Source organism: Leeuwenhoekiella palythoae, assembly GCF_020310025.1.
In the GTDB taxonomy this organism is placed as follows: Bacteria; Bacteroidota; Bacteroidia; order Flavobacteriales; family Flavobacteriaceae; genus Leeuwenhoekiella; species Leeuwenhoekiella palythoae.
In genome coordinates this window covers 1,533,968-1,559,324 of the sequence record NZ_CP084318.1, presented here as the reverse complement: position 1 = coordinate 1,559,324, position 25,357 = coordinate 1,533,968, and the positions used below count along the sequence as shown (strand labels likewise).

Below are 25,357 nucleotides of genomic sequence, written 5' to 3'. Positions count from 1 at the left end.
GCAAGCATCAAAGCATAGTTTGTAAAAATCAAAGTAATCTAGGTTCTGAAGTTGAGCGGAGACAGTTGAGTTTGCTTTTTAAAGAAGTTAGAAAAATGAGCTACCTCTTCAAATCCAAGGCTAAATGCGATCTCAGACACCGTCCAGTCGGTTTGTTTTAGTAGAATTTTAGACTCTTGAATAATGCGTTTTTTGATAATATCTGTTGTGGTGCTGCCTAAGCTTTCTTTAAGTACTTTGTTGAGGTGATTCACGTGAATCGCAAGCCGATCTGCGTAGTCTTTAGCCGATCGTAATTGCAAGCGTTGCTGAGGTGATTCAATGGGAAATTGACGTTCAAGAAGCTCAATGAATAAAGAAATGATGCGCTTAGCGGCATTCTGATTGTTACTCACCTGATGCGCCGGACGCAGCTTTTGCCCGTAATGAATCAATTCGAGTAAATACGTGCGCAGCAAGTCGTATTTAAACTCATAATCAGAAGCGATTTCGGTTTTCATTTTACTGAAAATAGGCGCAATAGCCTCAGCTTGTTCATCTGAAATCTCAAATACGGGAAGACTTCCGGGCTGAAAAATAGGAAGTTTTTCAAGATCGATACCGCTTTTACTTTGCGTTAAAAACGCATCGGTAAAAACACAAAAAGAACCGTTTTGATCTTCATCTAAGGGAACCCAATGATAGGGTACATTAGGTGTTGCAAAAAGTAATGCGTTTGATTTTACCTCGATCACCTTGTCAGCATATTCTGCTCTGTTTTTACCGCGTATCAAGCTGATTTTGTAGTAGGCTCTGCGGTTATACGGCATTTCGTTTTTTTCTTTTACCGCCCTGATCGTTTCAGAAATATCAAAGACATTAAAATGCCCGATCTCTTTGTTGATGCCCGGAGGCAACAGCGTTTCTATTTCTTTGCCGGTAAAAATGGTGGCTTCCTTATAAAATGCTTCCAGACTGGTGTGCTGCATGATTCGAAATTACCTAATTGTAAAATTCAAAGGTAAGAAGATCTAGGTAAGTTTGAGCTAAAGATTACTTTAACCCTAAAAATGACTTGATGAATTCCTTTTTTGGCATACTTAAAATGATGCTCAAATCATCTTTCAGGCTGCTTTCTCCGTCCAGAAATCTAAAAATTGCATCCACCTTTTTTTTCTTGAACATTCGGGTAAACAACTGCGCTCCCATTTGATTTTTTCGGTAAAGCACATCCAGAAAAATTGCATCGTACCAGCGGTAACGATCCTTGATGCTAAACTTAGAAAGATCATTTTCCGCTTTCAAAAAAGCAATAAGTTGTTCTGTACGTTTTAGGGTGTAGGTAAAAGTATAACCGGTGCTTCCGCGGGTCCAGCCGCCTGCAGTACCTATGTGAAGTATGTTTTTTGAGTTGAATTGTTCAAAAGGAAAAGCCGTCATAGGAATGCTGCCCTGTTCTTTAGAATGAATGGTATACTCGGTAACACCTAATTCTTCAAGATATTCTTGAATTGCGACTTCATATTCTGCTTTTGGAAGCAGTTTTTCTGAAAAAAGTGTGTACTCTACCAGCGCCTTATTTTTCGCCGTAGGCAACACATACATAAAACGTGTATTGCCGCGCTGCGGAATATCAAAATCCATAAATGTGGCAATCTCGGGTTCAAAAACTGACGATGGAGTTTCAACTTCCCACCCTATAAAATGCTGTTGTAAAACAGGGTATTGCGTTTGCTTTTCAAGACGCTCCGGAGGAAGAATGCTGGTAAAGAGTTTTGCTGCGGAATATATGTTGTTTTTTGTTTGGACTTCAACCGAAAAACTATGTTCACGATGACTCAGATACGTTTCGGTTCTAAATTGGAAATTTTTAGATGCCTGAAATTGTTCAAAAATTTGGTTATAAAAATCGAGTCCTTCAATTTTGCTGTAGGTGTACTTTTTTAGCGGAATTTCAGCATCAAATCCTACGCTTTTAAACCGAATAGTTTTCCATTTTTTGCTAATCACTGCATCCCACTCAGCAGTATGTTGACTCCAGAAACACCAGGTGCGATCATTGATTTTTTTGTCAGACTTATCAAGAATCAAAACCGATTTATCCTTAAAAAAAGCATCTTGACTCATGCGATAGGCAAGCATCAACCCCGAAAGTCCGGCGCCGAGAATGATGTAGTCAAAGTGATTTGTGGCATCTTGCATCTGAGTTTAAAACTAGGATTAAAAATGCGTCCCGGCAACGGTCTATTGGTTTAAATACTTTAAAAGTTCTGACGAAGTGTAATACTCAAAGATCCTGCGTTTTACCTTGAATAGTTCGTCAAACATCAAAGTTACCGGTAGCGAGAATTCCCGATCTTCTCGCGATCCCAAAAGTGCAGCCAGTTGATGCACTGCATTGCGCTGTGTTTTTGCTAGCGGATTGGTAAACACCTTTCCATCAAAGGTGATGGTGTCTGTGGTTTCAGCGTTCATTCTGACTGCATAAAAATCCCGGTTAACTTTGGCGATGACTTCAGGTTTAGTAAAGACCACCCGGTCAATTTTTTTGCAATACGCACACCAGTCGGCGTGAAAAAATACCAAAGTCTTCTTGGGGTTTTCAGTCAACGCATCCTCAAGTTCTTCCCAACTTAACCAGTTGATTTGCTGATCACTCTTTTGAGCAATAAGGCTTCCGCAAGAAAGAAATAGAAAAAAGATTAATTGTTTCATAAACAAATTTTTGCCTGTCCTGCAAGGACTAGAAGTCGCCGAAGCGAATTCCAAAGAAGAATGTTCGCGGACGATTGGGACCATAAATATAATCCGAATCTCTAAGAGGCCCGCGATCAAAATCATCCTGATAGCTGTTAAACACATTTTGAACACCGGTACTCAATTCTACGTGAAAGGTGTCTTTGAGATCAAAATGATAGGTGACTTTTGGGGTCACATCTATAAATTGTGGCGTTTCTTCAAGGGCTATAAATCCACTGTCGCTAACCACGTGCGGAGCAATCATACTGCCCGTGTAACTTGCTGCAAGGTCCATTTTAAAGGCTTCACTAATCACCCAGTTGGCATTAAAAAAGCCGTAAAGATTAGGCGCGCGTGTAAACTCAGAGATAATCACGTCGTTTTCTCCGAGTACGGTTCCGTGGCTTTCAAAGAGTACTTGATCTTCTTTGTAGATCGACTTTTGATAGGTGATTCCGGCTTGAAAATATAAGTCTTGACTGGGCGAGACCGTAAGTTCTACGTTAGTCCCGGCAACATAAGCGCCACTACCATTGCGAGATTCTTCAAGGATAGCGCCGTTAGGTAATGAAGCACCTGTGCTTACCAGTGTAAACGGATTCTGCAAGGTGGTGTAAAACCCTTCAACAAGCAATGAAGTCTGAGTTTTGTTGAAATTTTTAGTGAGATTCAGCGAGGCGGTATAGGCATTAGAAAATTCGCTTTCCAGGTCATCGCTCAAAATAGCAAAGCGCTGTTCGCCACCTACTGAGCTGATGTGTAAATCTTCATTGAACGCTTGCGGCGCTCTAAAACCTCGAGCATAACCTCCTCTAAACTGCAATTCGTCTGTAATGTCATAAAGCAGCGTAATACGCGGACTCAAAACAGTTTCTGAGACTTCTGAAGTACGCTCAATATTCTGTATGGTGTAATATCCATCTACCGAAATATGATCAAGGCGTGCGCCTAAAAGGGTGGTAAAGTTTTTTAAAGGTTTCCACTCATATTGACTGTAAAGCCCAAAACTATTTACTTGCTGATCTACAACGCGGTTGTATCCTAAGATCACATCTTCAGTATCATTCAATTGATATTCAACACCGCTGGTTAAAACATCTTTATTTTTAAAGGTATGACTGAATTTTGCTCCGGAAACCAGCGCGAGATCTTTAGTGTTTCCAAAGGCGTTGTTGGCAGCGATAGAGTCTGCAGCCGTGCGCCCGCCACCTAAACCACCGTAATAGCTTTTGCGATCAGTATGTTGCACAGAAGCGTACACCGAAAGATTATTTGTGCGTTCGTCATTGTACAACTCATAATCTGCTCCGGTAAATATCGTGTTGTGGTCTAATTCTTCGGTAATGTCTGTAAACTGGGGCGCCAGCTCAATACGGTCTCCGCCGCGGCGGTATTCTTTTATAGCCGTAAAATCTAAACCAATCCTGCTGTTATCATTAGGTCTGTAAAAAGCTTTAGACCCAAAAGAATGATTGGTGAGTTTGGTGATTTCGCTAAAACCATCTCCATTCGCATCAAATGCATCACGATCGCGGTACATTCCGTAAAGGGTAACTCCTGTAGATAGATCTTCGCTCACGATCGACGTGTTCATGTTCAATGTACGATCTGCTGTTTTACCATCTATTAGACCCAGATTGCTGCTTACTTCCCAGCTGTTATTTACCGGTTCTTTAGTTATGACATTTACAGTTCCTGCAATCGCGTTAGACCCAAAAAGCGCCGAACCACCACTACGCACAACTTCTACCCGGTCAATGATGCTCACCGGAATTTGCTCCAGACCATAAACGCCGTTGAGCGCACTAAAAACGGGTCTGCTGTTGACCAAAATTTGGGTGTATTGGCCTTCAAGTCCGTTAAGGCGCACTTGTGTAAAACCACAATTCTGGCAGTTGGTTTCCACACGCACTCCGGGCTGGTAATTAAGACCATCAGCAAGCGAAATAGATTGTGTTGCCTTGAACAATTTTGGGCTAAGCACTTTTACAATCACAGGAGCCTCTTTTTTACTGATGCGATTACGGGTGGCGCTCACCACAACTTCTTCCAGACCTAGTAGATCTTCTTGAAGTTCAACGGCCAGCGGTTTATTTTTAAAATCTTCAGGCTGAATTGTTTTACGCTGGGTTTTAAAACCAACAGCTTTAAAAACTAAAGTAGCTTCTTCAAGAGACAAAGTGATTTCAAAAGCTCCGTTCTCATCAGCGGCAACACCATTTGTGGTGCCTTCTACTATGATGTTAGCAAACGGAACCGGAGCAGTACCATCGGTGATTACACCAGTAATTGTGGTTTGCTCTTGTGCTAAAACCAATTGTGTGATGAACAGAAAAGCGATTTTAAGGTAATTATTGAGAGACATTTACGGGTTTTAAAAATTAAAGTTTAGGCAAACCTAAAAAATATATTTGATATATTTTGCGTATTATTGTGGTATATTTAAAAATGAATATGACTTTTTCTGAAGAAAATTATTTAAAATCTATTTATGCCTTACAAAAGGAGCATCCTAAAGGTGTAAGTACCAATGTTTTATCTAAGTATCTGGATGCCAAGCCTGCTTCGGCTACAGAAATGATTAAAAAGCTAGATGAGAAGGGGTTGGTGCATTATCAACCTTATCAAGGTGTGATTTTAAAAGATTCCGGAGCAGTTTCCGCATTGAAAATTATACGTAAACACCGCTTATGGGAAACTTTCTTGGCCAATAAGCTTGATTTTAGTTGGGATGAAATTCACGATGTTGCCGAACAGTTAGAGCATATAAAATCTGATAAGCTTATACGCGAATTGGATAAGTTTTTAGGGTACCCAAAGCACGACCCGCACGGTGATCCCATTCCTGATGAAGAAGGAAATGTCGTAAAAATGGAAAAAAAGCGGGTTTCACAACTAAATCCGGGCGATATCGGGACGTGTATTGGCGTGAACGATACCTCCTCTTCGTTTCTTCAGTTTTTAGATCAGCAAAACATACGTTTGGGAAGTGTGATTCATATTCTTAGTGTGCAGGAATTTGATAAAAGTATGACGGTGCGTATTGACGATCGCGAACTTCTGCTTTCTCAAATCGCCACAGAGCACATCTATGTGCGTGTATAATTTAATCCGTTTAAAAAGTTAGCATTTTAATATTATGAATGAAATCATCAATTATTTTGAAACCTTGAGTCCGGTTACCGGAGCCTTTTACGCAACCCTTTTTACCTGGGGCGTGACTGCATTGGGAGCAGCTTTAGTGTTCTTTTTTAAAGGAATGAACCGAGCGTTGTTTGATGCTATGCTGGGTTTTGCCGGCGGAGTGATGGTAGCAGCCAGCTTTTGGAGCTTGCTCGCGCCGGGAATTGAAATGAGCCCGGGAGAAGGTTTTGTTAAAGTAATTCCTGCTGCGGTTGGTTTTGCTTTGGGTGCAGCTTTTTTGTTTGGTCTTGACAAGGTGTTGCCGCATCTGCACGTTAATTTTAAGGAAGAAGATAAAGAGGGAATCAGAAGCCCTTGGCACAAATCAGTATTGCTTACGCTAGCGATCACGCTGCATAATATCCCCGAAGGTTTAGCCGTAGGCGTTTTGTTTGGTGGAGTAGCAGCCGGTTTTGATGGGGCTACCATTGGAGGTGCAGTAGCACTTGCAATAGGTATAGGATTACAAAATTTTCCGGAAGGTTTTGCGGTGGCGATGCCCTTGCGTCGACAAGGTTTCAGCCGTTGGAAAAGTTTTAATTACGGGCAACTTTCGGCTATTGTAGAACCTATTGCGGCGGTGGTTGGCGCCTATGCGGTGATGACTTTTCAGCCTATATTGCCTTATGCTTTAGCGTTTGCAGCAGGGGCAATGATCTTCGTAGTAGTAGAAGAGGTCGTGCCGGAAACCCAACAAGGCAATCATACAGATATTGCTACAATGGGCTTTATTGGCGGCTTTATCTTGATGATGACGCTTGACGTAGGTTTGGGCTAATTTGCAACAGCAGTCTGTTTCTGAAGTCTTTAAGAAACAGATACACTACATTATGATGCGATTTCTCGTTGTTTTATTTCTATTGGTTTTCAATTGTAGACTGAGCGCTCAAGCGCAGCAAGGTCAAATCGTCATTGGTGAGGCAGTACACGAACCACAGCTCGTGGTTCAAGTTCCTTTTGGGGAACGGGTTGCATTTGGTGATGTTGAAATAGAACTAACCCGAGTGGTCGACTCCCGTTGTCCACAAAACACCACTTGCGTTTGGGCAGGCATTGTAGAAATAGAGACTTTAGTCTTCAAAAATGGAAAACCTATTGAAAGCCGAAAAATCAATTTAAACAGTCCGGCTAAAACACTTTTTAATTCTTCAGCTCAAGAATTGATGGGGCAGTCTGTTTTACCTTATCCTAATGCTTCTCAACCAAAAATCAAACAAGAAGATTATGTGCTGAATGTAGTTTGGAGTCAGTTTTAAAGTTTGGAGACGCCAATATTAAAGAATGCTGCAGTGCGTGTTGAAGCGGATGCGCCTTTTAAGATATATCCAATATTTATAAGATCATTAGTCTGTAGAATTAAAAGAATATTTCCACTAGTACCCCAATAATCTGATCCCGGTAAGTTTACTTCACCGTTTGTAATAATTGACGAAGTTGTGTTGTTTAAGGAAACCTCAAGACGATAGGTTAAACTTCCTGGGGGGAGATTAGTCGTTGAAAATCCCGCGGAAATCAAATACGTTCCACTTCTTAAAATGCGTATTTCTCCGTTATTCTCTGTGGCTTGATAAAAATCAATATCTGAAACGAGTGTATTATCCTGATTTAATGGAAAAGGTGTAATGTTAGTGGTGTCAGTTATGATAATTGCGTTATTTGTTTGACCACGGTTAAGTATTATTGAAGGGGTCTGCACTCTCACAAAAGTCTGCCAAGAGCCCTCTTTATGAATGTACCAAGCATTTTCGGTAGTATTAAAAATAAATGCGCCATCAAGAGGTGTAGGAATTGCATTCATTTCAGAAGAGGTCATTCGTGGTTGAACCATTGCCCCAGTAGTACTTTCAATTTGAAACGCGGAACCCGGAGCCAGGGTTGAGGTGCCAATACCGACACCTACCTGATTTTCTTCAGTTTCTTGACTAAACAGAGAATTTAGAAAAAAAGGAATTAAAAAGACTGTGAAAATTCTACAAAGCATAGGTTATAATTTAACGATACCTATGTTAAAATATCTAGCATTTAGACTAGTTCCTGAATTATTAAGTACATAGCGAAGACTAACTACATCATTAGCATTAAAGCTAAAAACGAGAACACCGCTCGTTCCCCATTCGTTAGTTCCCGAGGGAAAATTGACATTACCACGCACTAAATAACCTATAAGACTATTATTTCTATAGACACCAATGATATACTTTCTGTTCCCAGAGGGTAAATTGCTTACAGCGAAACCTGAAGATATCATATAGTTTCCTCCTTCTAATATTCTTAAGGTCCCATTACCAGTGATTTGAAAATATGAGTTGTCAATCGAAGTAACATCTGCTGTATTCAGTGGGAAATTGTAATAGGTATTATTCCCAGTGGCTACGATGCCATTGGTTGACTCTGAAGGATATTCTCTTCGTAAAACGGCAGACGGAAGGTCTGGTCGTGTTAAATCATTCCAAGTTCCTGAGGAATACAGAAATAATGAAGAAAAAGTATTGTTGTAAACAATTGAGCCGTCTAATGGAGATGGTATAGCAAGCATTTCAGAATTCGTCATTCTAGGTGGAACCAAAGCTCCAACTTTGCTATCTATTTGAAAAGCGCTACCATCGTCAGGATTAGTGGTACCAATAGCTACTTGGCTAAATACAGGCTGACAAAAAACCAGAATTAAAAGAAAACAGAAAATATAATAATATCTTCCATTGGGTGGTGATACGCGCACTTTTATACTTTTTCACAAGTATAATACTTATTATTTGGTATTTGAATAAAATTATTAAAAATAAAGGATAATTTTTAATAAAATCAGTGACACCCGCAATTATCACTTCCGCAGGATTTATCGTTAGGCTTTCCGTTTAAGAAAGCCGGTTTCCAAATGTATTTGGTTACCAAATATCCTATTGCGATTAGAAAGATCAATACGACTAATATATTCTGTATCATAGCTTTTAAATTATAAGTTGATAAGCCACTAGAGCTACAACATAAGCAAAACCACTCATAACCACAAGTTGAAGTATGGGCCACTTCCAAGTGTTGGTTTCCCGCTTTACGATCGCAAGCGTACTCATACATTGCATGGCAAAAGCATAAAAGAGCAATAGCGAAATCCCGCTGGCAAGATTAAATAATGGTCCGCCAAGTATAGGGTTGACCTCACCCGCCATCCGGTTTTTAATGGTTTCTTCTTCTTCACTACCCACGCTGTAGATGGTTGCGAGTGTACCCACAAAGACCTCGCGTGCTGCAAATGAACTCACAATAGCTATACCAATTTTCCAATCGTAGCCTAAAGGTTGAACTACCGGCTCAATCGCTTTACCCATATAACCTATATAACTATACTCCAGCTTTTGAGAAGCAATATGCTTGTCGAGTTCGCTCTCAGGAAACTCGCCGGCTTCCATTCTTGCGATGCTGTTTTCTTCTGCATTGTCAAACTGATCACCCGGACCGTTAGAAGCAAGAACCCATAGCACGATAGAGATCGCTAAGATTATTTTTCCGGCACCCACCACAAAAGATTTGGTCTTTTCGATCACATTATACGCCACATTTTTAAAAAGCGGAAGCTTGTAATTAGGCATTTCAATCACAAAAAAGCTACGGCTCTTTATTTTTAAAATTCGGTCTAAAATCCAAGCTGAAAGCACTGCGGTTCCAAAACCTATAAGGTAGAGCAGCATCAGCACTAAACTCTGTAAGTTGAAGATATACAGCACGCGCTCATCAGGAATCACAAGCGAGATGATGATTAAATATACCGGTAAACGCGCACTACAGGTCGTAAAGGGCGTAACCAAAATCGTGATGAGGCGCTCTTTCCAATTCTCAATATTTCGGGTCGCCATAATCGCAGGAATCGCACAGGCAGTTCCCGAAACGAGAGGCACCACGCTTTTTCCGCTAAGGCCAAAACGGCGCATGATTCGATCCATTAAAAAGACCACGCGACTCATATAGCCACTTTCTTCGAGCAGCGAAATGAATAAAAACAAGAAGGCAATCTGTGGAATAAAAATCACAATTCCACCAAGTCCCGGGATGATTCCTTCAGCAATTAAATTAGTAAAGGCGCCGGGAGGCATCGTGTTGCGCACCCATTCTCCCATCGCAGCAAAACTCTCATCGATCAAATCCATAGGATAAGACGACCAGTCATAGATCGCTTGAAAGATGAGCAGTAAAATCGCAAAGAAGATCACATATCCCCAAACCTTGTGGGTAAGGATACGGTCCAGGCGACTGCGTAGATCTTTTGCTGCCAAATGATCTATGCTCAAAGTTTCTTTTAAAACCCCGTTGATGAATTGATAGCGAACAATCGTTTCTTTCTGTTGAAGCCGCTTGAGGTTTGATTTGCTTTCGGTTTTAAACGTGCTGATGCTTTGCATCTCATTGCGATCAAGTTTCCCAAAATTCACATCTTGGGTAATGACCAACCACAGTTTGTATAAATCCTGCTTTGGAAAAGCGTTGAGCAAACGTTCAAAATATTCAGGAGCGATCACCGAAGCATTCACGCAAGGTTCCGTCGTAATGTTTTTATAATTAGCAATAAGTTCTTTCAGCTTGTCGAAGCCTGTGTTTTTACGCGAACTTACCAAGGCAATTTTAGTATTCAGGCGCTCTTCGAGCTTCTCAATATCCAGACTTATCGCCTTACGATCCATACGATCTGCCATATTTATCGCAAGAATCGTGGGGATGTTAAGATCTTTAATTTGGGTAAACAGGAGTAGATTTCGCTTTAGATTTTCAACATCTGCGACCACTACAGCAACATCAGGATAATCCTTATCATTTTTATTGAGAAGCAGTTCAATGACGACATTTTCATCAAGCGAACTTGCGTTAAGACTGTACGTGCCCGGAAGGTCAAGAATATGCGCTTTTACTCCGCGCGGAAGTTTACAAACCCCTTCTTTTTTTTCAACGGTGATTCCCGGGTAGTTTCCTACCTGCTGTTTTAGTCCGGTTAATTGATTAAATACAGAGGTCTTACCGGTGTTGGGATTTCCTATAAGGGCTACATTGAGCTGTTTACTCATGAGAGAGCTTTTCTACTGTGATAAAACTAGCAGTCTCGCGGCGTATTGCTAAGTGACTGCCATTAATATTGAGGTACATGGGGTCTTTAAAAGGAGCGATCTGTACCAATTCTACTTCATTGCCGGGAAGGCACCCCATTTCTAATAATTTAAGAGGGACATTATCAAGTTCAAATGAAACGATAATTGCTTTTTCCCCACGTTTAAGTAAGTTGAGTGAAGTAGTCAATTTATTTAGATTGAATTTAAACAAGACAAAAGTAAACGAAAACCAATAGAAGCGAAAAGATTTTAGCCACAAACTGGGCTAAAGCGGCATGTTTTAAGAGTTTTCGTCACCTTCTATCGCTTTTAAGATGGCGATATCTTCTAAAAGTTTTTCAATGGCTTCAGGGTCTGTACCATCATAAAATCCACGGATGCGCTTTTTAGAATCAATAAGCATAAAATTCTCGGTGTGAATCATATCATATTTACCGCCGTCTCCTTGTGTTTTGACCGCTAGATAACTTTTGCGGGCCAGCTCATAAATTTGCTTTTTGGGACCGGTAACGAGATTCCATTTGGAGTCATTCACGCCTTTTTCTAGCGCATAACGTTTGAGCTGCGCCACGGTATCAGTTGCCGGGATCACAGTGTGCGACAGTAATTTAACCGAAGGATCGTCTTTTAATTTTTCTTGTATTTGCACCATATGTTCCGTCATAATAGGGCAAATCGTCTGGCAGGTTGTAAAGAAAAAATCGGCTACATAAATCCCGGGGTAATCTTTTTGAGTGATGGTGTCTCCGTTTTGATTCACCAATTCAAAATCGGCTATTTTATGGTATTTTTTTACAAACTGAACCGTGCTATCTACTAAACTGTTGTCAACCATAGTAGGTTGATACACAGGAAGGATGGGCGCCGGTTTCATCAACGTATAAAAAGTGTAAAGAATCACTGCGGAAAGGATCGCCATCACGATGGCAAACTTTTTGTATTTAGCAAAAAACTGAAGCATAATGCGTGTTTTGTATCTACAAAATTACGCCGTGAACGCTGGTTAGCAAAGCCAGAATGCTTCAATCTTTGCATTTTACATTAAGCTTTACTATCAAAGTTTCTAATGCGAATGTAAAAGGTTACTTTTGTGCACTTTTTAATCGCAGGGCGATCATCAAAAGTTAAACTACCCTTAGGTAGAACCACTGATGATCGACTTCTATTAAAAAATGTTTTTTGCTACTAATAAGGAGGTGGTTAGTTGCCACTAGTTAGATAAATTTTATGGATCCATTTTTTGTAAAAGGAGCTCAGTTGTTTTTGAGCCTTTCACTTTTGATTGTACTTCACGAGTTTGGGCATTTTATTCCCGCCCGACTTTTCAAAATTCGCGTAGAAAAATTCTTTCTCTTTTTTGATGTTAAGTTTTCGCTTTTCAAGAAAAAAATAGGAGAGACCGTTTACGGTATTGGCTGGCTTCCGCTAGGAGGTTATGTAAAAATCGCCGGAATGATCGATGAGAGTATGGATAAGGAAGCGATGGCCCAAGAGCCTAAAGAGTGGGAATTCCGTTCTAAGCCGGCCTGGCAGCGTCTTATCGTGATGATTGGTGGGGTTACTGTGAATATTATTTTGGGCTTTTTTATCTACATAATGATCATTGCCTATTACGGAAATCCGGTGGTAGGTCCTGAACAAATGCCTGACGGAATTGAGGTTTCTGAAGGGTTTAAAGAATACGGTTTTAGAGACGGAGATCAGATTTTAGCCGTTAACGGAGCACCTTACGAAAACAATTTGGCGATCAATCGTGATATGATGTTGCGCGATGTGAGTTCAATTACCGTTGCGCACACTGACGGAAGCGAGGAGACGATCACGATCCCGGAGGATATTGGGACTACAATGTTTCAGTCTGGAGAGACCGATGCATTAGCGCCACTTATTAAGCCTGTTTTAGATAGTGTTGTTCCTGAATCTGCAGCGGCAAAAGCCGGACTCAAAAAAGGGGATGTGCTTACTCAAATTAATGATAACCCAATCAATACGTGGACTGATTTTAAAGGAAGTAAGAAGGAAGGTGTTAACGAGTATGCAGTGACCTATTCTCGTGATGGGCAACTGGCAAACACCACCGTTACCTTAGACGATAACGGAAACTTTGGTGTGTATCCTAAAGCTAATTATAAATCAAAAGTGGTTAAGTATTCTTTTGGAGAAAGCATCGCAAAAGGAATCAATCACGGGTACTGGAAGCTGCACGACTACGTAGCGCAGTTTAAATATGTGTTTACTAAAAAAGGAGCGTCTCAAGTAGGTGGTTTTGGTGCGATCGCAGGATTATTTCCAGATACTTGGAACTGGTTATCGTTTTGGGAAACAACAGCTTTTATTTCGATCATACTGGCGTTTATGAATATTCTGCCAATTCCTGCTTTAGATGGAGGTCACGTAATGTTCTTATTATATGAAATCATCACCGGAAGAAAGCCTAGCGATAAATTTCTTGAGTATGCGCAGATGATAGGGTTCTTCTTGCTAATTGCCTTAGTATTATACGCTAACGGAAATGATATTTACCGCTGGATTACCGGTAGCTAAGCCACAAAACACGACGATAAAAAATCTATCAAATATTTTTTGAAATTAGTTTTGTGGGTTTAAATAGTTGTGTATATTTGCATCCGCTTTCAGCAAATAAGCGAAACGTTCTTTAAGGCACAACAAAAACAGAAGTATTGCGATACGCTGTGTGACTTTAAAAATATAAAGATTAAATTCCTCCTTAGCTCATCCCGATAGCTATCGGGAGGTTAGAGCAAAATCGGGAAAACGTTCATATGTATTATGTATATATTCTTTATTCAGCGAGTTTGAATAAATATTATGTAGGTCACACCGAAAACGTAGATTTACGATTGGATCAGCATAATACTAAGTTTTTTAAAAACTCGTGGACTGCTCATTCAGATGACTGGATTATTTTCCACACAATATTGTGTGAAAGTAAAACACAGGCTCTAAAAATAGAGCGACATATTAAGAATATGAAATCTAGAAAGTATTATTTTAATCTAGTTCAGTATTCTGATATTGAACTTAAGTTAAAAGAAAAATATAAAGATTAAATTCCTCCTTAGCTCAGTTGGTTAGAGCATTTGACTGTTAATCAAAGGGTCCTTGGTTCGAGCCCAAGAGGGGGAGCAAAATTAAGCCTTAACTACTTGTAGTTGAGGCTTTTTTGTTTTTGGAGGATTCGTTTTATCCAACCGTTTATCCATCAAAAGGCAGAATACACACTATACGCACAAAACAGAATGACAAAGCCGACGACTCCTTGTAGTAACGTGCCTAAGGTGTGTTTGCGGTAGGCTTCTTTAACCGGCATTTCTCCCAGTTGACTTACGATCCAGAAATACGAGTCATTAGCGTGCGAAACAGTAAGTGATCCTGCGCCAATGGCCATTATGACCCATACCTTGCCCATTTCAGAGTCAAAACCTAATGCGGGTAGTAACGGCAGCATTATAGAACTTATGGTGATAATTGCAACGGTAGACGAACCTTGGGCCGATTTAAGTAATGCGGCTAGTAAAAACGGAATCGCCAAGCCCAATCCATTGCTAAAAGATTCTAAGTTGATCCCGTCAGTAAGGTTTGCGGTTTGAATAACGGTTCCTAAAGCACCGCCCATTGCAGTAATCAAGAGAATAGGAGCAGCTTGCGCCATTCCTTTTTTAATAATTTCAGAAATATCTTGTTGTTGTTTTTTGCATATGCTGAAGGCGACCAGCACCCCTGCGAGAAGCGCAATTGCAGGATCTCCCAGAAATAGAAGTATATCGATGAATAGATTGGATCCTTCAAAAAACAGTGGGATGATCGAAGCTGCTGCCATTAATAGAATGGGAAGGGCTAAAGGCCAAATGGCTGCCGAAAACGAAGGGAGATCAGTGTCTTGGTTAAAATAGTTTTGAAGATTGTTACGATTAAAGACATCCTGCTGATTACTTTTTCTGAAAAAGTAATACGAGAAAAACGCGCCGATAAGCATCAGTACAAGACCAAAAATTCCGCCTGCCAAAAGCAACAGATATAAATTTTCTAGCTGAAGATTTCCAGCTGCGGCTAATGGTCCCGGCGTTGGTGGTACCAAAACGTGAGCAGAAAACAGTCCGGTGGAAAGCGCAACCGTTAAGGCGTTGCGCCGGGCGGTGTTATTGAGCGCCAGTTTTTTGGTCAACGGAGCCAAAATAACGAAAGCCGCATCGCAAAAAACAGGAATTGAAACCAGATATCCCAAAGCACTAATCACAAAAGGCAACGGTAGAATAGTCAGTTTTTTAATTATGCCTTTGGCAATTGCCGTGGTCGCATTTGTTGTTTCTAAAGCAACGCCAATCCACGCGCCAAAAAGAATCAGTAGACCGATGTTTTTAAACATCGCTCCAAACCCGGTGCTTATCGTTTCCGGGATTTCTTCTAAGGGAATCTGGAGGAGAAAGGCCAGACCTAAGGCGCTAATGAGCAACACAAAAAAGGGATGCCAGCGCAGGTAACTCGTACCTGCAATGATCCAAACAACAACGAGTACAATATAAAATAGATCTAATCCCATAATTACAGTTCGGTGTTTAGGTGTTGTGCAACCGCAGCTTTAAGCAATGCAAAGGCGTTGCTTTTTGCATATTCCAGAGACATCGTTTCCGTTTTTATCGCGATAGCTTTGGTAATTCCGGCGGCGGTTAATACTTCTAGGTCTGCTTGAACACTTCCGGCAAAGAGGTAAAGCGGTTTGTAGTGTTTGCGCGCCAATTCTGCAAGTTTAAAAGGCACTTTGCCATACTGACTTTGATTATCGGTTTTTCCTTCTCCTGTGATGATCAAATCGGCTTGTTTTACGCGTTCTTCCAAGTTTGCCAGTTTGCTGAGCAATTCAAAGCCGGGCTCGAGTTTGCTGTTAAAGAAGCCAAACATTCCTGCGGAAGTGCCTCCGGCAGCGCCACCACCGGTAATGCTCGTTATAGTCCTTCCTGTTTTTTGTTGAATGATTTGCGCTAAATGTTCGGCACCTTGTTCTAGGGCTGTAACCTGTGCCGGCGTAGCACCTTTTTGCGGAGCGTAGATCGTTGCTGCTCCCGTTGCGCCAAGCAGCAGGTTAGACACATCACAAGCCACGGTGATTTGTGCCGAAGCGATTTCGGGTATGAGACTGTCAAAATCAAGATCGGTTATAGCTTTGAGATGTGCTCCACAGGCTTGAACTGAATTCTGGTTGCGGTCTAAAAGTTTTCCGCCTAAAGCGGTAAATATACCCGTCGCGACATCATTTGTAGCGCTTCCACCAATGCCTAAAATTATATTTTGATAACCGTTTTCTAAAGCATGCTTCAGTTGTAATCCGGTACCCAATGTTGATGTGCGCATGGGGTTTTTCTCTTCATCTTTTAAAAGCGCGATTCCTGAAGCTTGCGACAATTCGATCCACGCGGTACTTCCATCTTTAAATCCGTAGTAAGCAGCGTTCAAAGGTCGACCCAAAGGATCACAAACTTGAAATTCAATTGTGTTTCCCAGTTGCAATGCTTCAAAAAGTTCAAATGCACCCTCGCCACCGTCAGAAAACGGCAATTGATCTAGGTGTACGTCAGGGTTAATGCTTTGTAATCCTTCGGCGATTGCCTTGCAAACTTGTGTAGCGCTAAGACTTTCTTTGAAGGAATCTGGTGCAATAAGAATTCTGGACATAAGATGGTGCTATGAGTGTCTCGTAGAAATTTAGTGTTTTTCTTGAAATAAAATTTAAATGTAAAGTTTGCTTTACATTTAAAAAAGTGTACTTTTGTCAAGTAAACTTTACATTAATCAAAAATCAAATAGTATGAATCCAAAATTTATTGCTTCAAGAAATCGCTTGGCTAAATGGTCTTTGGCTTGGGTATTTACAACTGCTCTGGTCACCTTTGGATCACAGTTTTTATGGGATTCCCAAATCATTACAGTTTTAAGTATTAGTATTAGCCTTGCTGTTGGCGTTGGGATGGTGCTGGCCAATCGCAAATTTGTGAATGATGGAGATGAGTTGCAGCGCAAAATTCAATTAGAGTCTATGGCGCTTACTTTGGGGCTCGCGGTGGTTGTGGGCATCGCGTATTCTCAATTAGATACCACTAATCTCATTAAGGCTGACGCCGAAATTAGTGTACTCATTCTTTTTATGGGGATTACTTATATTTTTTGTGTGTTTTTCAATTCGCGTCGTTACTCATGAAAAATAATATTAAAACGTTACGCGCAGCATTTCAGCTTACGCAAAGTGATTTGGCTGAAAAAATAGAGGTTTCCCGTCAGACGGTTAACGCGATCGAAAAGGGTAAATTTGACCCTAGTTTGCCTACGGCTTTTAGGCTTGCTGCAGTTTTTAATTGCAGTATTGAAGAACTTTTTATTTATGAATCTGAAGAATAAGAGCAATTTATGCGCAACTTCTTAGTAAAGAATTTACCCAAAATACTAACAGCATTTGTCGTGCTTTGTGGTCTAGCTGCCTATTTTACACTGCCTGTAGTGCAGCATTTTTTAGATGAAGCTTGGCGGGTGCTTACCGGTGGTGACGAGCAGGAAATTAAAAATTGGGTAGATTCTTTTGGTTGGGCGGGTCCCGTTGTGCTGATCTTAGCGATGGTGATCCAGATGTTTTTGATAGTGATACCTTCTATCGCGCTGATGGTTGTTTGCATTTTAGCTTACGGTCCTATCTGGGGTAGTTTACTGGTTGGTGTTGCCATTAGCTGCGCTTCTACAGTGGGTTATTTTTTAGGCCGAAAACTAGGCGATGGAGTAGTTAAAAATCTAGTAGGTGCTTCAACCGAAGATAAACTTGAGGATTTTCTTAACAATTACGGGTTTTGGGCAATTGCCATCACCAGATTGAATCCGTTTTTATCTAATGACGCGATCAGTTTTGTAGCCGGAATTTTAAAGATGAATTATTTCAAATTTTTAGGCGCTACCCTAGCAGGAATTGCTCCGCTGACACTATTCATCGCGATTATGGGTGAAAGCACAGACGGACTTAAAAACGGACTGCTGTGGGGTTCTATAGTGAGTTTAGTTATTTTTCTAGGTTATGTTTTTTGGAGTAAAAAGCGCAAGAAAAGGAAGCAAAAGGCTTGACTTATAGGTGTTCTACCAAAGTTTTAAAAAGACCAAAAGGGCAAGAATGATCAGATTATAAAACACAAATTCAGAAAGTAGAAAACCGGTAAAAAATCCTCTAAATCTTCCGGTATATTGATCGATTCCTTTTGAAGTTTTAGTATAAAACGACTCAAAGGGCCAAAAACCATCTTGATCCTGCAAAAATCCCCCAACTTGTGACAGTGAAGATTTTGTACCGGGTTCCCTATCTGTGAATAAGAATATTTCAAAAGTTTCTCGCTCAGAAACCGCTTGTATTTTCGGCGAAATTCCAAAATAATTTACGCCAAAGGCAATGCAATTAAAACCAATTAACGCAATGGTAAGCCGTAGTATGAGCGATTGATTCACGTTTTAATTTTCCCCAAATGTACTGGTCGAGTTTTAGGCAGAGTAGGGGAATTTCCCCCATTATAAAGTTTTGTTTAGGGTAATGTATGTCATTATAATTTGTCACTTCAAGTTGATGTGTTTTCTTTGCTGTTAAGTTTTAAACTCATGAGAAAGTTTTTTGCATATCCGCTTAGTGTGATTTTTTATCTTGCTTTTGGTTTGACCATTTGTATTTTTCACCCCGTGCAATGGGTGTGCTATAACTGGTTTGGTTATCAGGCGCATAAAAAGAGTGTAGATTATCTTAATTTCTGCATTTTAAAGTGTCTGAATCTTCTGGGAACGCGCTTTACTTTTGAAAACCCATACAATATAAAGCGCGATCAGCCTATAATCATCGTTGCTAACCATCAGGGGCAATGGGATATTTCACCTATAATCTGGTATCTGCGACGACTACATCCCAAATTCATTAGTAAAATTGAATTAGGAAAAGGTATTCCCAGCATCTCGTATAATTTGAGAAAGGGAGGTTCGGCATTGATTGATCGTAAAGACAAGCGCCAATCGATTATGGCGATTCGTGATCTGACTAAAACTTTAAATAAAACCAACAGATCTGTGGTTATTTTTCCTGAAGGAACGCGCAGCAAAGATGGAATCCCAAAACAGTTTGCCACAGGTGGTTTGGTAACGCTTTTTAAATTTATGCCTGATGCGATTGTCGTGCCGGTTACTATTAACAATTCGTGGAAATTAATGCGCTGGGGCGGATTTCCGCAGGATATAGGAGTACACGTAAAGCATACCGTTCATAAACCTATTCCGGTTGCTGGGACCGCACCTGAAGAACTGGTAAAACAAGTACAAGATATTGTGCTGGCTGATTTTCCTAGAATTAAAGAGCATACCCGAAAATCAAAATTGATTTAAGCTATGACCGAATCTCTGAAGTTGCATAAGTCTGATATCGCACTGATCGAAAAGACCAGCGATTATGTCAAGAAAACGCTTTTAGAAGCCGAAGGAGGGCATGATTGGTTTCATACGCTTAGAGTGTATAAAAATGCGCTGAATATCGCTAAGGGCGAAGATCAGGCAGATGTGGTGATTGTAGCTTTAGGTGCGCTTTTGCACGATATTGCCGACTCTAAGTTTAACAAAGGTGACGAGCGTATTGGTCCTAAACTGGCTACAGCATTTTTGCAATCGCAAAATGTGACCTTTTCAAGGGTTGAGGCGGTGGTTAAGATTGTTGAGAATGTATCTTACAGAGGTGGAAATCCTAAATCTGACTATTCAAGTATTGAACTTCAAATCGTGCAAGATGCAGATCGTCTTGATGCCATAGGCGCAATTGGAATTGCACGCACGTTTAACTACGGTGGATTCAAAAACCGCAAACTTTATGATCCTGCTATCCCGCCTAAACTGGATATGACCGCAGAGCAATACAAAAAGTCTGAAGCTCCTACCATCAATCATTTTTATGAAAAGCTTTTGTTGCTTAAAGATAAAATGCACACAAAAACGGCTCAGGCTATAGCGCAAGAACGCCACACTTTTATGGAAACTTTTCTGGACCAATTCTATGCGGAGTGGGAAGGAAAAAAATAGACTTATTTTAGGTTTTGAAGGTTATAGGACCTCAGCTTTGAGACTTCTAATACGCTCAATGAGCGATTTTTAAATCTTTTTGGGTAACTTAGGTAACTAGCTTAGCACAAGAAGTGTAGTCTTGTGATTAGCGGTTTACACTATGCTTATACATTAGTGATCTTTTTAGATACGCTATGAGTTTAAAGCAATAAAATTATTCTCAGAGATTTTACAGCCTATGAAACCCTCAATTCTTTTTGCATGCTTACTCTTCATTTGTTTTGGTTGTTCAGATAATGAACCGGGTTTTATCGAGGAGGAAGAGACTGATCAAGAGACACCGGTAGAAAATCCTGAAGAAAATCCCGAAACTCCAGAAGAACCTGAAGAAACTTATGAGGTTGCCGGTGAGATCGAATTCTATGATGAGAACCTTATAAGCGAAGGCTATGTTTTAGTCAATGATGTGGGATTTAATAGGGTGTATATGATCAGTAAAGACAAAGCCGAAATACGTCACGAATGGGAACTTGAGCAGGGGATAGGTAATGATGCAGAGCTCCTTGAAAATTCAGATTTATTGGTAAGCCTGATTGCCGAAGATGTAGCGTTCAGTTTTGGTGGATTTGGAGGTTTAGTACAGTTGGTGGCTCCAGATAATACAGTAAAGTGGGAATACGAGATCAATACCACATTTGAATTAGGGCATCACGATGTAGAGCAATTACCTAACGGAAATATTCTCTTATTGGTCTGGGAAGGTAAGCTGAATGATGAAGCGCGTGAGACCTTTGGATATGCTTATGATGATGAAGTGATTTATGCTGAAAAGCTCATAGAAGTTAATCCGGCAACCAACGAGATTGTGTGGCAGTGGAGTTCGTGGGATCATACCATACAAGAAGACGATGTAACCAAGTCTAACTATGGGTTGATTTCTGAAAACCCTCAGCGTATTGATCTCAATTACCGGGACGCGCTTCGTGACGGCAGTTACAACGGCGATATCATGCACGCTAACGGAATTGAGTATGATGCTCAGAACGATCTGATCTATATAAGCGTGAATTTTTACAGCGAAGTATGGGTGCTTGATCACAGCACAACCACCGAAGAGGCTGCTCTCAATACCGGCGGTAACAGAAACAAGGGAGGTGACCTCGTGTACAGGTTTGGGAATCCTGAGACTTATAATAATTCACAAGGAACACGAATGTTCTTTTATAATCACGGGATCAATAAAATAGCAAATACAGAGCATATATTGATCTATGCCAATGGTGGCCTGGGTGGTGTTACGCAATCTGTGGTTTATGAATTGGCATTACCTGACGCGTTTGTAATGCAACCTGATACTGATAATGAATTAGAAGAAGTATGGAGTTTTACAGACCCTGATCTGTTTGCACCCCGAGTTTCAGGAGCTTATAGATTGTCAAACGGAAATACCTTAATTACTGAAGGAAATTATGGCTGTTGGGAAGTTACCGAGAACCAGGAAATCGCTTGGAAGTATAAAGGCACGGGATTCACGTGGCGCGCTTATGCCTATGATAATGATGATACTGTCTTAGATCCTTTCGACCTATAATAAATACAAAGCCCGAAGCTTTAAAACTTCGGGCTTTGCTAGTATATGAATGTTTCTACATATGCTTTTTGTGCTCTATGTAATAATGCTCGAGCAGATTCATAGTTGCTTTGATCAGATCTTCAGTTTCTTGAAGAATACTAAAATAAAGCATGGTATTTTTTGGACTGGAATCAGCACTACGGGTGCGCTCTACTTGTTTTTCGATCTTTTGTGAAACGCTATCAAGAAGATTTTGTTTTTCCTCTAAAATAGCCACCAGGTCGTCAAAGTTTTTAGCATTGAAGGTGTCTTCAATTTTTGAAAACAATTTATCTAGTTTGTCCTCAATTTCTTTTAGATCCTTAAGCTGTGTGAACTTTAACCCTTTGTGGTTGTTGTTGAGGTGATTGTAGCTTGAGGTGGTAACAAAGTCTATAGACTGGGTTACATCTTGTAAATACCCTAAAACATCAATGTAAAAGCGACTGGCTTGAACGTGTGTTTCATCTAGATTTTTGATGAAATAATACAAGCTGTTACGAAGTTCTTCAACCTCATTATTGAGTTTTGCAATCCCTTTTTTACTTTTTTTGAGTTTGCCTAGATCTACTTTAGCCAAACCTTCAATCGTACCAACATAAACCTTGCTTCCGCGTCTGAATGCTGAAGCAACATTGGTTGTACTTTCATTGATAATTCCTTGGATAGAATTACTCACAGCGCGCATTAAGCGGCCCTCTTCAGCCTCGGCTTCAGAGCGTTTTTTGTGGTTCATATAGTTACGCACCAAAATTGCGATCGCAGCAGCAAACAATAAGAACAGTGCAATGCTTCCACCTTTGTATAGAAGAAAAGCCATTATAGCAGCGGCTGTAAATGCGCTAAGAGCCGTCATAAACCAACCTCCAATGACATTAAGTACTCCGGCAACACGATATACGGCGCTTTCACTTCCCCAAGCACGGTCTGCAAGCGAACTACCCATAGCGACCATAAAGGTTACATAAGTTGTAGAAAGTGGAAGTTTAAGCGAAGTCGCCACCGAAATAAGTACACTGGCGATCATTAAGTTTACCGAAGCGCGAACCAGGTCAAAAGCTGGCATATCAATAGTAGCTACGCGCGAAGTAACCTTAGGTTTCGCAAAGCGTTTTTCCATCATTTGCTTAGCAGAATCGGGCAAAATTGACATAATTCCCGCATTGAGTTTCATAGCGCCACGCACCAAGGCACGAGAACCGGCATTGGCTTTAAAACGTTCTTGGCCTTCGTCCTGACGGGATAAGTCTACCGACGTTTTTACAACACGACGGGCTTTTTTAGAAAACCATAAGGTTAAGATCATTACTAAACCGGCTCCTAAAAGTAACAAGGGTTGAGTAGGTACTTTTTCTGCCAGAGATTCCATAGTGAAACTAGTAGCAGGTTCACCACTTGCCAGCCAAATCTCATACGAGTTGTAGGCTGCCATAGGTACACCGATGAAGTTTACGAGGTCATTTCCGGCGAAAGCCATCGCGAGGGCAAACGTACCAAAGATGATAACCATCACATAGACATTGAGCTTAAAAGCTTTGATCAGGATATATGAAATAAGGAACCAAACAATAAAACTTAAACCAATGAAAGGCCATACGTTAGCATTAGCCCAATCTAAGAAAGCTCCCTGAACAAAATCGGCACTTTTTAAACCTTTGATGATAATGAAGTAGCTGATCGCTGCAGTAGCAATTCCGCTAAATGCCGCAGCATTCCAAGTAGGACGCTTAGCGAAGTTGAAGGTTAAGAGCAAACGGGTAATAAACTGGACTAAAGCACCCACCGTAAAGGCAATGGCGACCGAGAGCAGAATACCCACAATGATCTCTATAGCTTTGTCTGAGTTGATGTATTCCCCAAGATGTAATAACGTGTCTGAGTTTCCAGAAAGCTTAATGAATGTCATACAGAAAGCCGCGCCTAAAAGTTCAAATACAATAGATACCGTAGTTGAAGTAGGCAATCCCAGTGTGTTGAAGAAATCCAGCAATAAAATATCAGTAATCATAACGGCCATGAAAATGACCATGATTTCATCAAAATAAAATTTCTCAGGAACGAAGATACCTTTACGAGCAACCTCCATCATCCCGCTAGAAGAGAGCGCTCCAAAAGCAATACCAATACTGGCAACGATCATAATGGTCTTAAAACTCACCGCTTTTGAACCAATCGCTGAATTCAAGAAGTTAACCGCATCATTACTCACTCCCACTACTAAATCTGCAATGGCTAAAATGGCCAAAGCGATAAGCATAATCAAGTATATATTATCCATAAAAAGGGTCTGTCTTTTAAATGTGCAAATTTGATATTTATTTTAAAGTTGAATGTTACGCGAAGGTTATAAGTACGGTAACAAAATGCATATTCTAGGCTTGAAAAGCGTTTAAACAGTGGGGGAAAGCGTGTATTTTAAGTTAAAAAATAATATCAAATATTTATAAATCAGTGTTTTATATTTTTAATGTTAACTCAATGTTACGTAAATGTTTCTTTATGTTTACTAATGTTATATATTTGTAAAGTAAAGTTTAACCCAAATACTGTTTATTATGAAAAAGTTACTAGTTGCCGTTGCCTTTTTAGGAGCTGTAAGTTTTGCTTCAGCACAGGAAAAGAAGAACATTTATGTTAAAGAAGGTAATTTAATTAAAGCAACTTTGTTTCACGATAATGGGCAGGTTAGTCAAAAGGGTTACTACACAGCAGATGGAAAGCTTCAAGGTGAATGGATCAGCTACGATAAAAGCGGAATTAAAACTGCAGTAGCTAACTATGAAAATGGCGAGAAAACCGGAAAATGGTTTTTCTGGAATGACGACACCTTAAGAGAAGTAGACTATAGCCAGTCTCAAATTACCAGCGTTAACACTTGGAAAATTGAGGGTGAGCGTGTAGTGAGCAATGAGTAAACCTAGCTTTTTATTAAAAACAAGGTCTTAAAAATTATAAGTCCGCTGAATGTTCAGCGGACTTTTTTTTGCTTTAAACCGTCTGAGGATGCTGCACTTAAATATTCTATGGTTTAGAGCGTCTATTATGAATCTAAATGCTTTTCTGTAAATTGGTATTCTAGTTAATAGAAGTTGTAAACAAGTTGAAATTAAAAATGAAATTAAAATATAATTTATTCTTTACTTTAATACTATTTATTACCTCAAATATTTTCTCCCAAGACACTCGGATTCATGGCCATTGGAAACCTTTTGCAATTGACAACGGTGAATTTTATATGAATGTTGAAACTGACTCAATTTCTTTATATGATGAGTTCGAATATATCGCAAATGATTCTTTGAAAATAAATCAACTCAAAAAAACAGCAAATCAAATTTACTTCAAACAAACTCATACCTTTTCGGAAAATGGTAAGTACATTCAGAATTTAATTGTCATGAAACTTGAGCTTGATTATAAAATTGATGTTGAAAAAAATTTAATTCTTACATCTAAAAATAATTTCTTGAATGAGAAAGATATTCTTGAATTGCCATATTGGATAAAAGATGACATTTTTTATATGGAAATACCTGTAACTGAACCATCAATAAAAATATGGTTAAAAAAATAACCTTTATACAACACCAACTATAATTCATTGCTGTAGTAATCCCCAAATTTTATTTGGCCACTTTACTATCTTTAAGTTTGGCAGAAATGTCGTGCGGATGCT

Annotated in this window: 27 protein-coding genes and 1 tRNA gene; 14 read left to right on the top strand and 14 right to left on the bottom strand. The window is 40.0% G+C overall.

Features of this window, described 5'->3' with window-relative positions:
- Nucleotides 1-38 precede the first annotated feature (38 nt).
- The 4 genes from LDL79_RS06515 to LDL79_RS06500 all read right to left on the bottom strand — a co-directional run bounded on the left by LDL79_RS06515 (nt 39) and on the right by LDL79_RS06500 (nt 5,083).
- Nucleotides 39-968, bottom strand: coding sequence for a helix-turn-helix domain-containing protein (locus tag LDL79_RS06515; protein WP_225599612.1), 930 nt, complete (start codon nt 966-968; stop codon nt 39-41).
- Between the two features lie 64 nt (nt 969-1,032).
- Entirely contained in the window at nt 1,033-2,181 is a 1,149-nt protein-coding gene (locus LDL79_RS06510) for a lycopene cyclase family protein (protein ID WP_225599611.1), read from the bottom strand.
- 42 nt (nt 2,182-2,223) lie between these two features.
- Nucleotides 2,224-2,694: a thioredoxin family protein gene (locus LDL79_RS06505; RefSeq protein ID WP_167598316.1), complete on the bottom strand. Its 471-nt coding sequence runs from the start codon at nt 2,692-2,694 to the stop codon at nt 2,224-2,226.
- A gap of 28 nt (nt 2,695-2,722) precedes the next feature.
- Complete coding sequence (locus LDL79_RS06500; RefSeq protein ID WP_225599610.1) at nt 2,723-5,083, bottom strand: TonB-dependent receptor; 2,361 nt, start codon at nt 5,081-5,083, stop codon at nt 2,723-2,725.
- An 89-nt stretch (nt 5,084-5,172) separates the two neighbouring features.
- Here LDL79_RS06500 and LDL79_RS06495 point away from each other — a divergent pair, with 89 nt between their 5' ends.
- The 3 genes from LDL79_RS06495 to LDL79_RS06485 are packed head-to-tail and all read left to right on the top strand — an operon-like array spanning nt 5,173 to nt 7,157.
- On the top strand, nt 5,173-5,823 hold the full coding sequence (locus tag LDL79_RS06495; protein ID WP_225599609.1) for a metal-dependent transcriptional regulator: 651 nt from the start codon (nt 5,173-5,175) through the stop codon (nt 5,821-5,823).
- Between the two features lie 34 nt (nt 5,824-5,857).
- Nucleotides 5,858-6,679 (top strand): ZIP family metal transporter, encoded by an 822-nt coding sequence (locus LDL79_RS06490; protein ID WP_167598313.1) that lies wholly within the window; start codon nt 5,858-5,860, stop codon nt 6,677-6,679.
- 52 nt (nt 6,680-6,731) lie between these two features.
- Entirely contained in the window at nt 6,732-7,157 is a 426-nt protein-coding gene (locus LDL79_RS06485; protein ID WP_225599608.1) for a hypothetical protein, read from the top strand.
- Here LDL79_RS06485 and LDL79_RS06480 read toward each other — a convergent pair.
- The 6 genes from LDL79_RS06480 to LDL79_RS06455 form a co-directional block, all read right to left on the bottom strand.
- The gene (locus tag LDL79_RS06480) at nt 7,154-7,882 is read right to left on the bottom strand and encodes a hypothetical protein (RefSeq protein ID WP_225599607.1); all 729 of its coding nucleotides are present in this window, start codon (nt 7,880-7,882) and stop codon (nt 7,154-7,156) included. The genes LDL79_RS06485 and LDL79_RS06480 overlap by 4 nt on opposite strands.
- A gap of 3 nt (nt 7,883-7,885) precedes the next feature.
- Nucleotides 7,886-8,620 (bottom strand): hypothetical protein, encoded by a 735-nt coding sequence (locus LDL79_RS06475; protein WP_225599606.1) that lies wholly within the window; start codon nt 8,618-8,620, stop codon nt 7,886-7,888.
- Nucleotides 8,621-8,703: 83 nt separating this feature from the next.
- The gene (locus LDL79_RS06470) at nt 8,704-8,844 is read right to left on the bottom strand and encodes a hypothetical protein (RefSeq protein ID WP_225599605.1); all 141 of its coding nucleotides are present in this window, start codon (nt 8,842-8,844) and stop codon (nt 8,704-8,706) included.
- A 5-nt stretch (nt 8,845-8,849) separates the two neighbouring features.
- A complete protein-coding gene (feoB, locus tag LDL79_RS06465) occupies nt 8,850-10,952 on the bottom strand; it encodes a ferrous iron transport protein B (RefSeq protein ID WP_225599604.1) in 2,103 nt (700 codons plus the stop codon).
- Nucleotides 10,945-11,181, bottom strand: coding sequence for a FeoA family protein (locus LDL79_RS06460; RefSeq protein WP_072981740.1), 237 nt, complete (start codon nt 11,179-11,181; stop codon nt 10,945-10,947). The genes feoB and LDL79_RS06460 overlap by 8 nt, the downstream gene beginning before the upstream one ends.
- A 93-nt stretch (nt 11,182-11,274) precedes the next feature.
- Entirely contained in the window at nt 11,275-11,955 is a 681-nt protein-coding gene (locus tag LDL79_RS06455) for an SCO family protein (protein ID WP_225599603.1), read from the bottom strand.
- Between the two features lie 266 nt (nt 11,956-12,221).
- On the opposite strand from LDL79_RS06455, the gene rseP reads away from it, so the two are divergent.
- The 3 genes from rseP to LDL79_RS06440 all read left to right on the top strand — a co-directional run bounded on the left by rseP (nt 12,222) and on the right by LDL79_RS06440 (nt 14,141).
- Nucleotides 12,222-13,538: an RIP metalloprotease RseP gene (gene rseP / locus LDL79_RS06450; protein ID WP_167598308.1), complete on the top strand. Its 1,317-nt coding sequence runs from the start codon at nt 12,222-12,224 to the stop codon at nt 13,536-13,538.
- A 239-nt stretch (nt 13,539-13,777) separates the two neighbouring features.
- Nucleotides 13,778-14,065 carry a GIY-YIG nuclease family protein gene (locus LDL79_RS06445; RefSeq protein WP_225599602.1) on the top strand — a complete coding sequence of 96 codons (288 nt, stop codon included), beginning with the start codon at nt 13,778-13,780 and terminating at the stop codon, nt 14,063-14,065.
- A 2-nt stretch (nt 14,066-14,067) separates the two neighbouring features.
- Nucleotides 14,068-14,141: transfer RNA gene (locus LDL79_RS06440), tRNA-Asn, on the top strand.
- A gap of 76 nt (nt 14,142-14,217) precedes the next feature.
- Here LDL79_RS06440 and LDL79_RS06435 read toward each other — a convergent pair.
- Together LDL79_RS06435 and LDL79_RS06430 are read right to left on the bottom strand one after the other, a co-directional pair.
- The gene (locus tag LDL79_RS06435; protein ID WP_225599601.1) at nt 14,218-15,555 is read right to left on the bottom strand and encodes a GntP family permease; all 1,338 of its coding nucleotides are present in this window, start codon (nt 15,553-15,555) and stop codon (nt 14,218-14,220) included.
- A 2-nt stretch (nt 15,556-15,557) separates the two neighbouring features.
- Nucleotides 15,558-16,685 (bottom strand): glycerate kinase, encoded by a 1,128-nt coding sequence (locus LDL79_RS06430; protein ID WP_225599600.1) that lies wholly within the window; start codon nt 16,683-16,685, stop codon nt 15,558-15,560.
- 133 nt (nt 16,686-16,818) lie between these two features.
- On the opposite strand from LDL79_RS06430, the gene LDL79_RS06425 reads away from it, so the two are divergent.
- Genes LDL79_RS06425 through LDL79_RS06415 form a run of 3 tightly spaced genes read left to right on the top strand, consistent with a single transcriptional unit; the run spans nt 16,819 to nt 18,113 of the window.
- On the top strand, nt 16,819-17,208 hold the full coding sequence (locus LDL79_RS06425) for a hypothetical protein (protein ID WP_225599599.1): 390 nt from the start codon (nt 16,819-16,821) through the stop codon (nt 17,206-17,208).
- A complete protein-coding gene (locus LDL79_RS06420; protein ID WP_072980677.1) occupies nt 17,205-17,405 on the top strand; it encodes a helix-turn-helix transcriptional regulator in 201 nt (66 codons plus the stop codon). The genes LDL79_RS06425 and LDL79_RS06420 overlap by 4 nt, the downstream gene beginning before the upstream one ends.
- A 9-nt stretch (nt 17,406-17,414) precedes the next feature.
- On the top strand, nt 17,415-18,113 hold the full coding sequence (locus tag LDL79_RS06415) for a TVP38/TMEM64 family protein (protein ID WP_225599598.1): 699 nt from the start codon (nt 17,415-17,417) through the stop codon (nt 18,111-18,113).
- Between the two features lie 12 nt (nt 18,114-18,125).
- Here LDL79_RS06415 and LDL79_RS06410 read toward each other — a convergent pair whose 3' ends face one another.
- Complete coding sequence (locus LDL79_RS06410; RefSeq protein ID WP_167598303.1) at nt 18,126-18,488, bottom strand: hypothetical protein; 363 nt, start codon at nt 18,486-18,488, stop codon at nt 18,126-18,128.
- Between the two features lie 147 nt (nt 18,489-18,635).
- On the opposite strand from LDL79_RS06410, the gene LDL79_RS06405 reads away from it, so the two are divergent.
- The 3 genes from LDL79_RS06405 to LDL79_RS06395 all read left to right on the top strand — a co-directional run bounded on the left by LDL79_RS06405 (nt 18,636) and on the right by LDL79_RS06395 (nt 21,660).
- On the top strand, nt 18,636-19,403 hold the full coding sequence (locus LDL79_RS06405) for a lysophospholipid acyltransferase family protein (RefSeq protein ID WP_225599597.1): 768 nt from the start codon (nt 18,636-18,638) through the stop codon (nt 19,401-19,403).
- A 3-nt stretch (nt 19,404-19,406) separates the two neighbouring features.
- Nucleotides 19,407-20,087: an HD domain-containing protein gene (locus LDL79_RS06400; protein ID WP_225599596.1), complete on the top strand. Its 681-nt coding sequence runs from the start codon at nt 19,407-19,409 to the stop codon at nt 20,085-20,087.
- Nucleotides 20,088-20,307: 220 nt separating this feature from the next.
- Nucleotides 20,308-21,660, top strand: a complete 1,353-nt coding sequence (locus tag LDL79_RS06395; RefSeq protein ID WP_225599595.1) for an aryl-sulfate sulfotransferase — start codon at nt 20,308-20,310, stop codon at nt 21,658-21,660.
- A gap of 55 nt (nt 21,661-21,715) precedes the next feature.
- Here the strand turns inward: LDL79_RS06395 and LDL79_RS06390 are convergent, their stop codons facing one another.
- A complete protein-coding gene (locus LDL79_RS06390; RefSeq protein WP_072980669.1) occupies nt 21,716-23,959 on the bottom strand; it encodes an inorganic phosphate transporter in 2,244 nt (747 codons plus the stop codon).
- A 277-nt stretch (nt 23,960-24,236) separates the two neighbouring features.
- Here LDL79_RS06390 and LDL79_RS06385 point away from each other — a divergent pair, with 277 nt between their 5' ends.
- Both LDL79_RS06385 and LDL79_RS06380 read left to right on the top strand, forming a co-directional pair.
- Nucleotides 24,237-24,596 (top strand): toxin-antitoxin system YwqK family antitoxin, encoded by a 360-nt coding sequence (locus LDL79_RS06385; protein WP_225599594.1) that lies wholly within the window; start codon nt 24,237-24,239, stop codon nt 24,594-24,596.
- Between the two features lie 197 nt (nt 24,597-24,793).
- Nucleotides 24,794-25,255, top strand: coding sequence for a hypothetical protein (locus tag LDL79_RS06380; protein ID WP_225599593.1), 462 nt, complete (start codon nt 24,794-24,796; stop codon nt 25,253-25,255).
- Nucleotides 25,256-25,357: the final 102 nt, after the last annotated feature.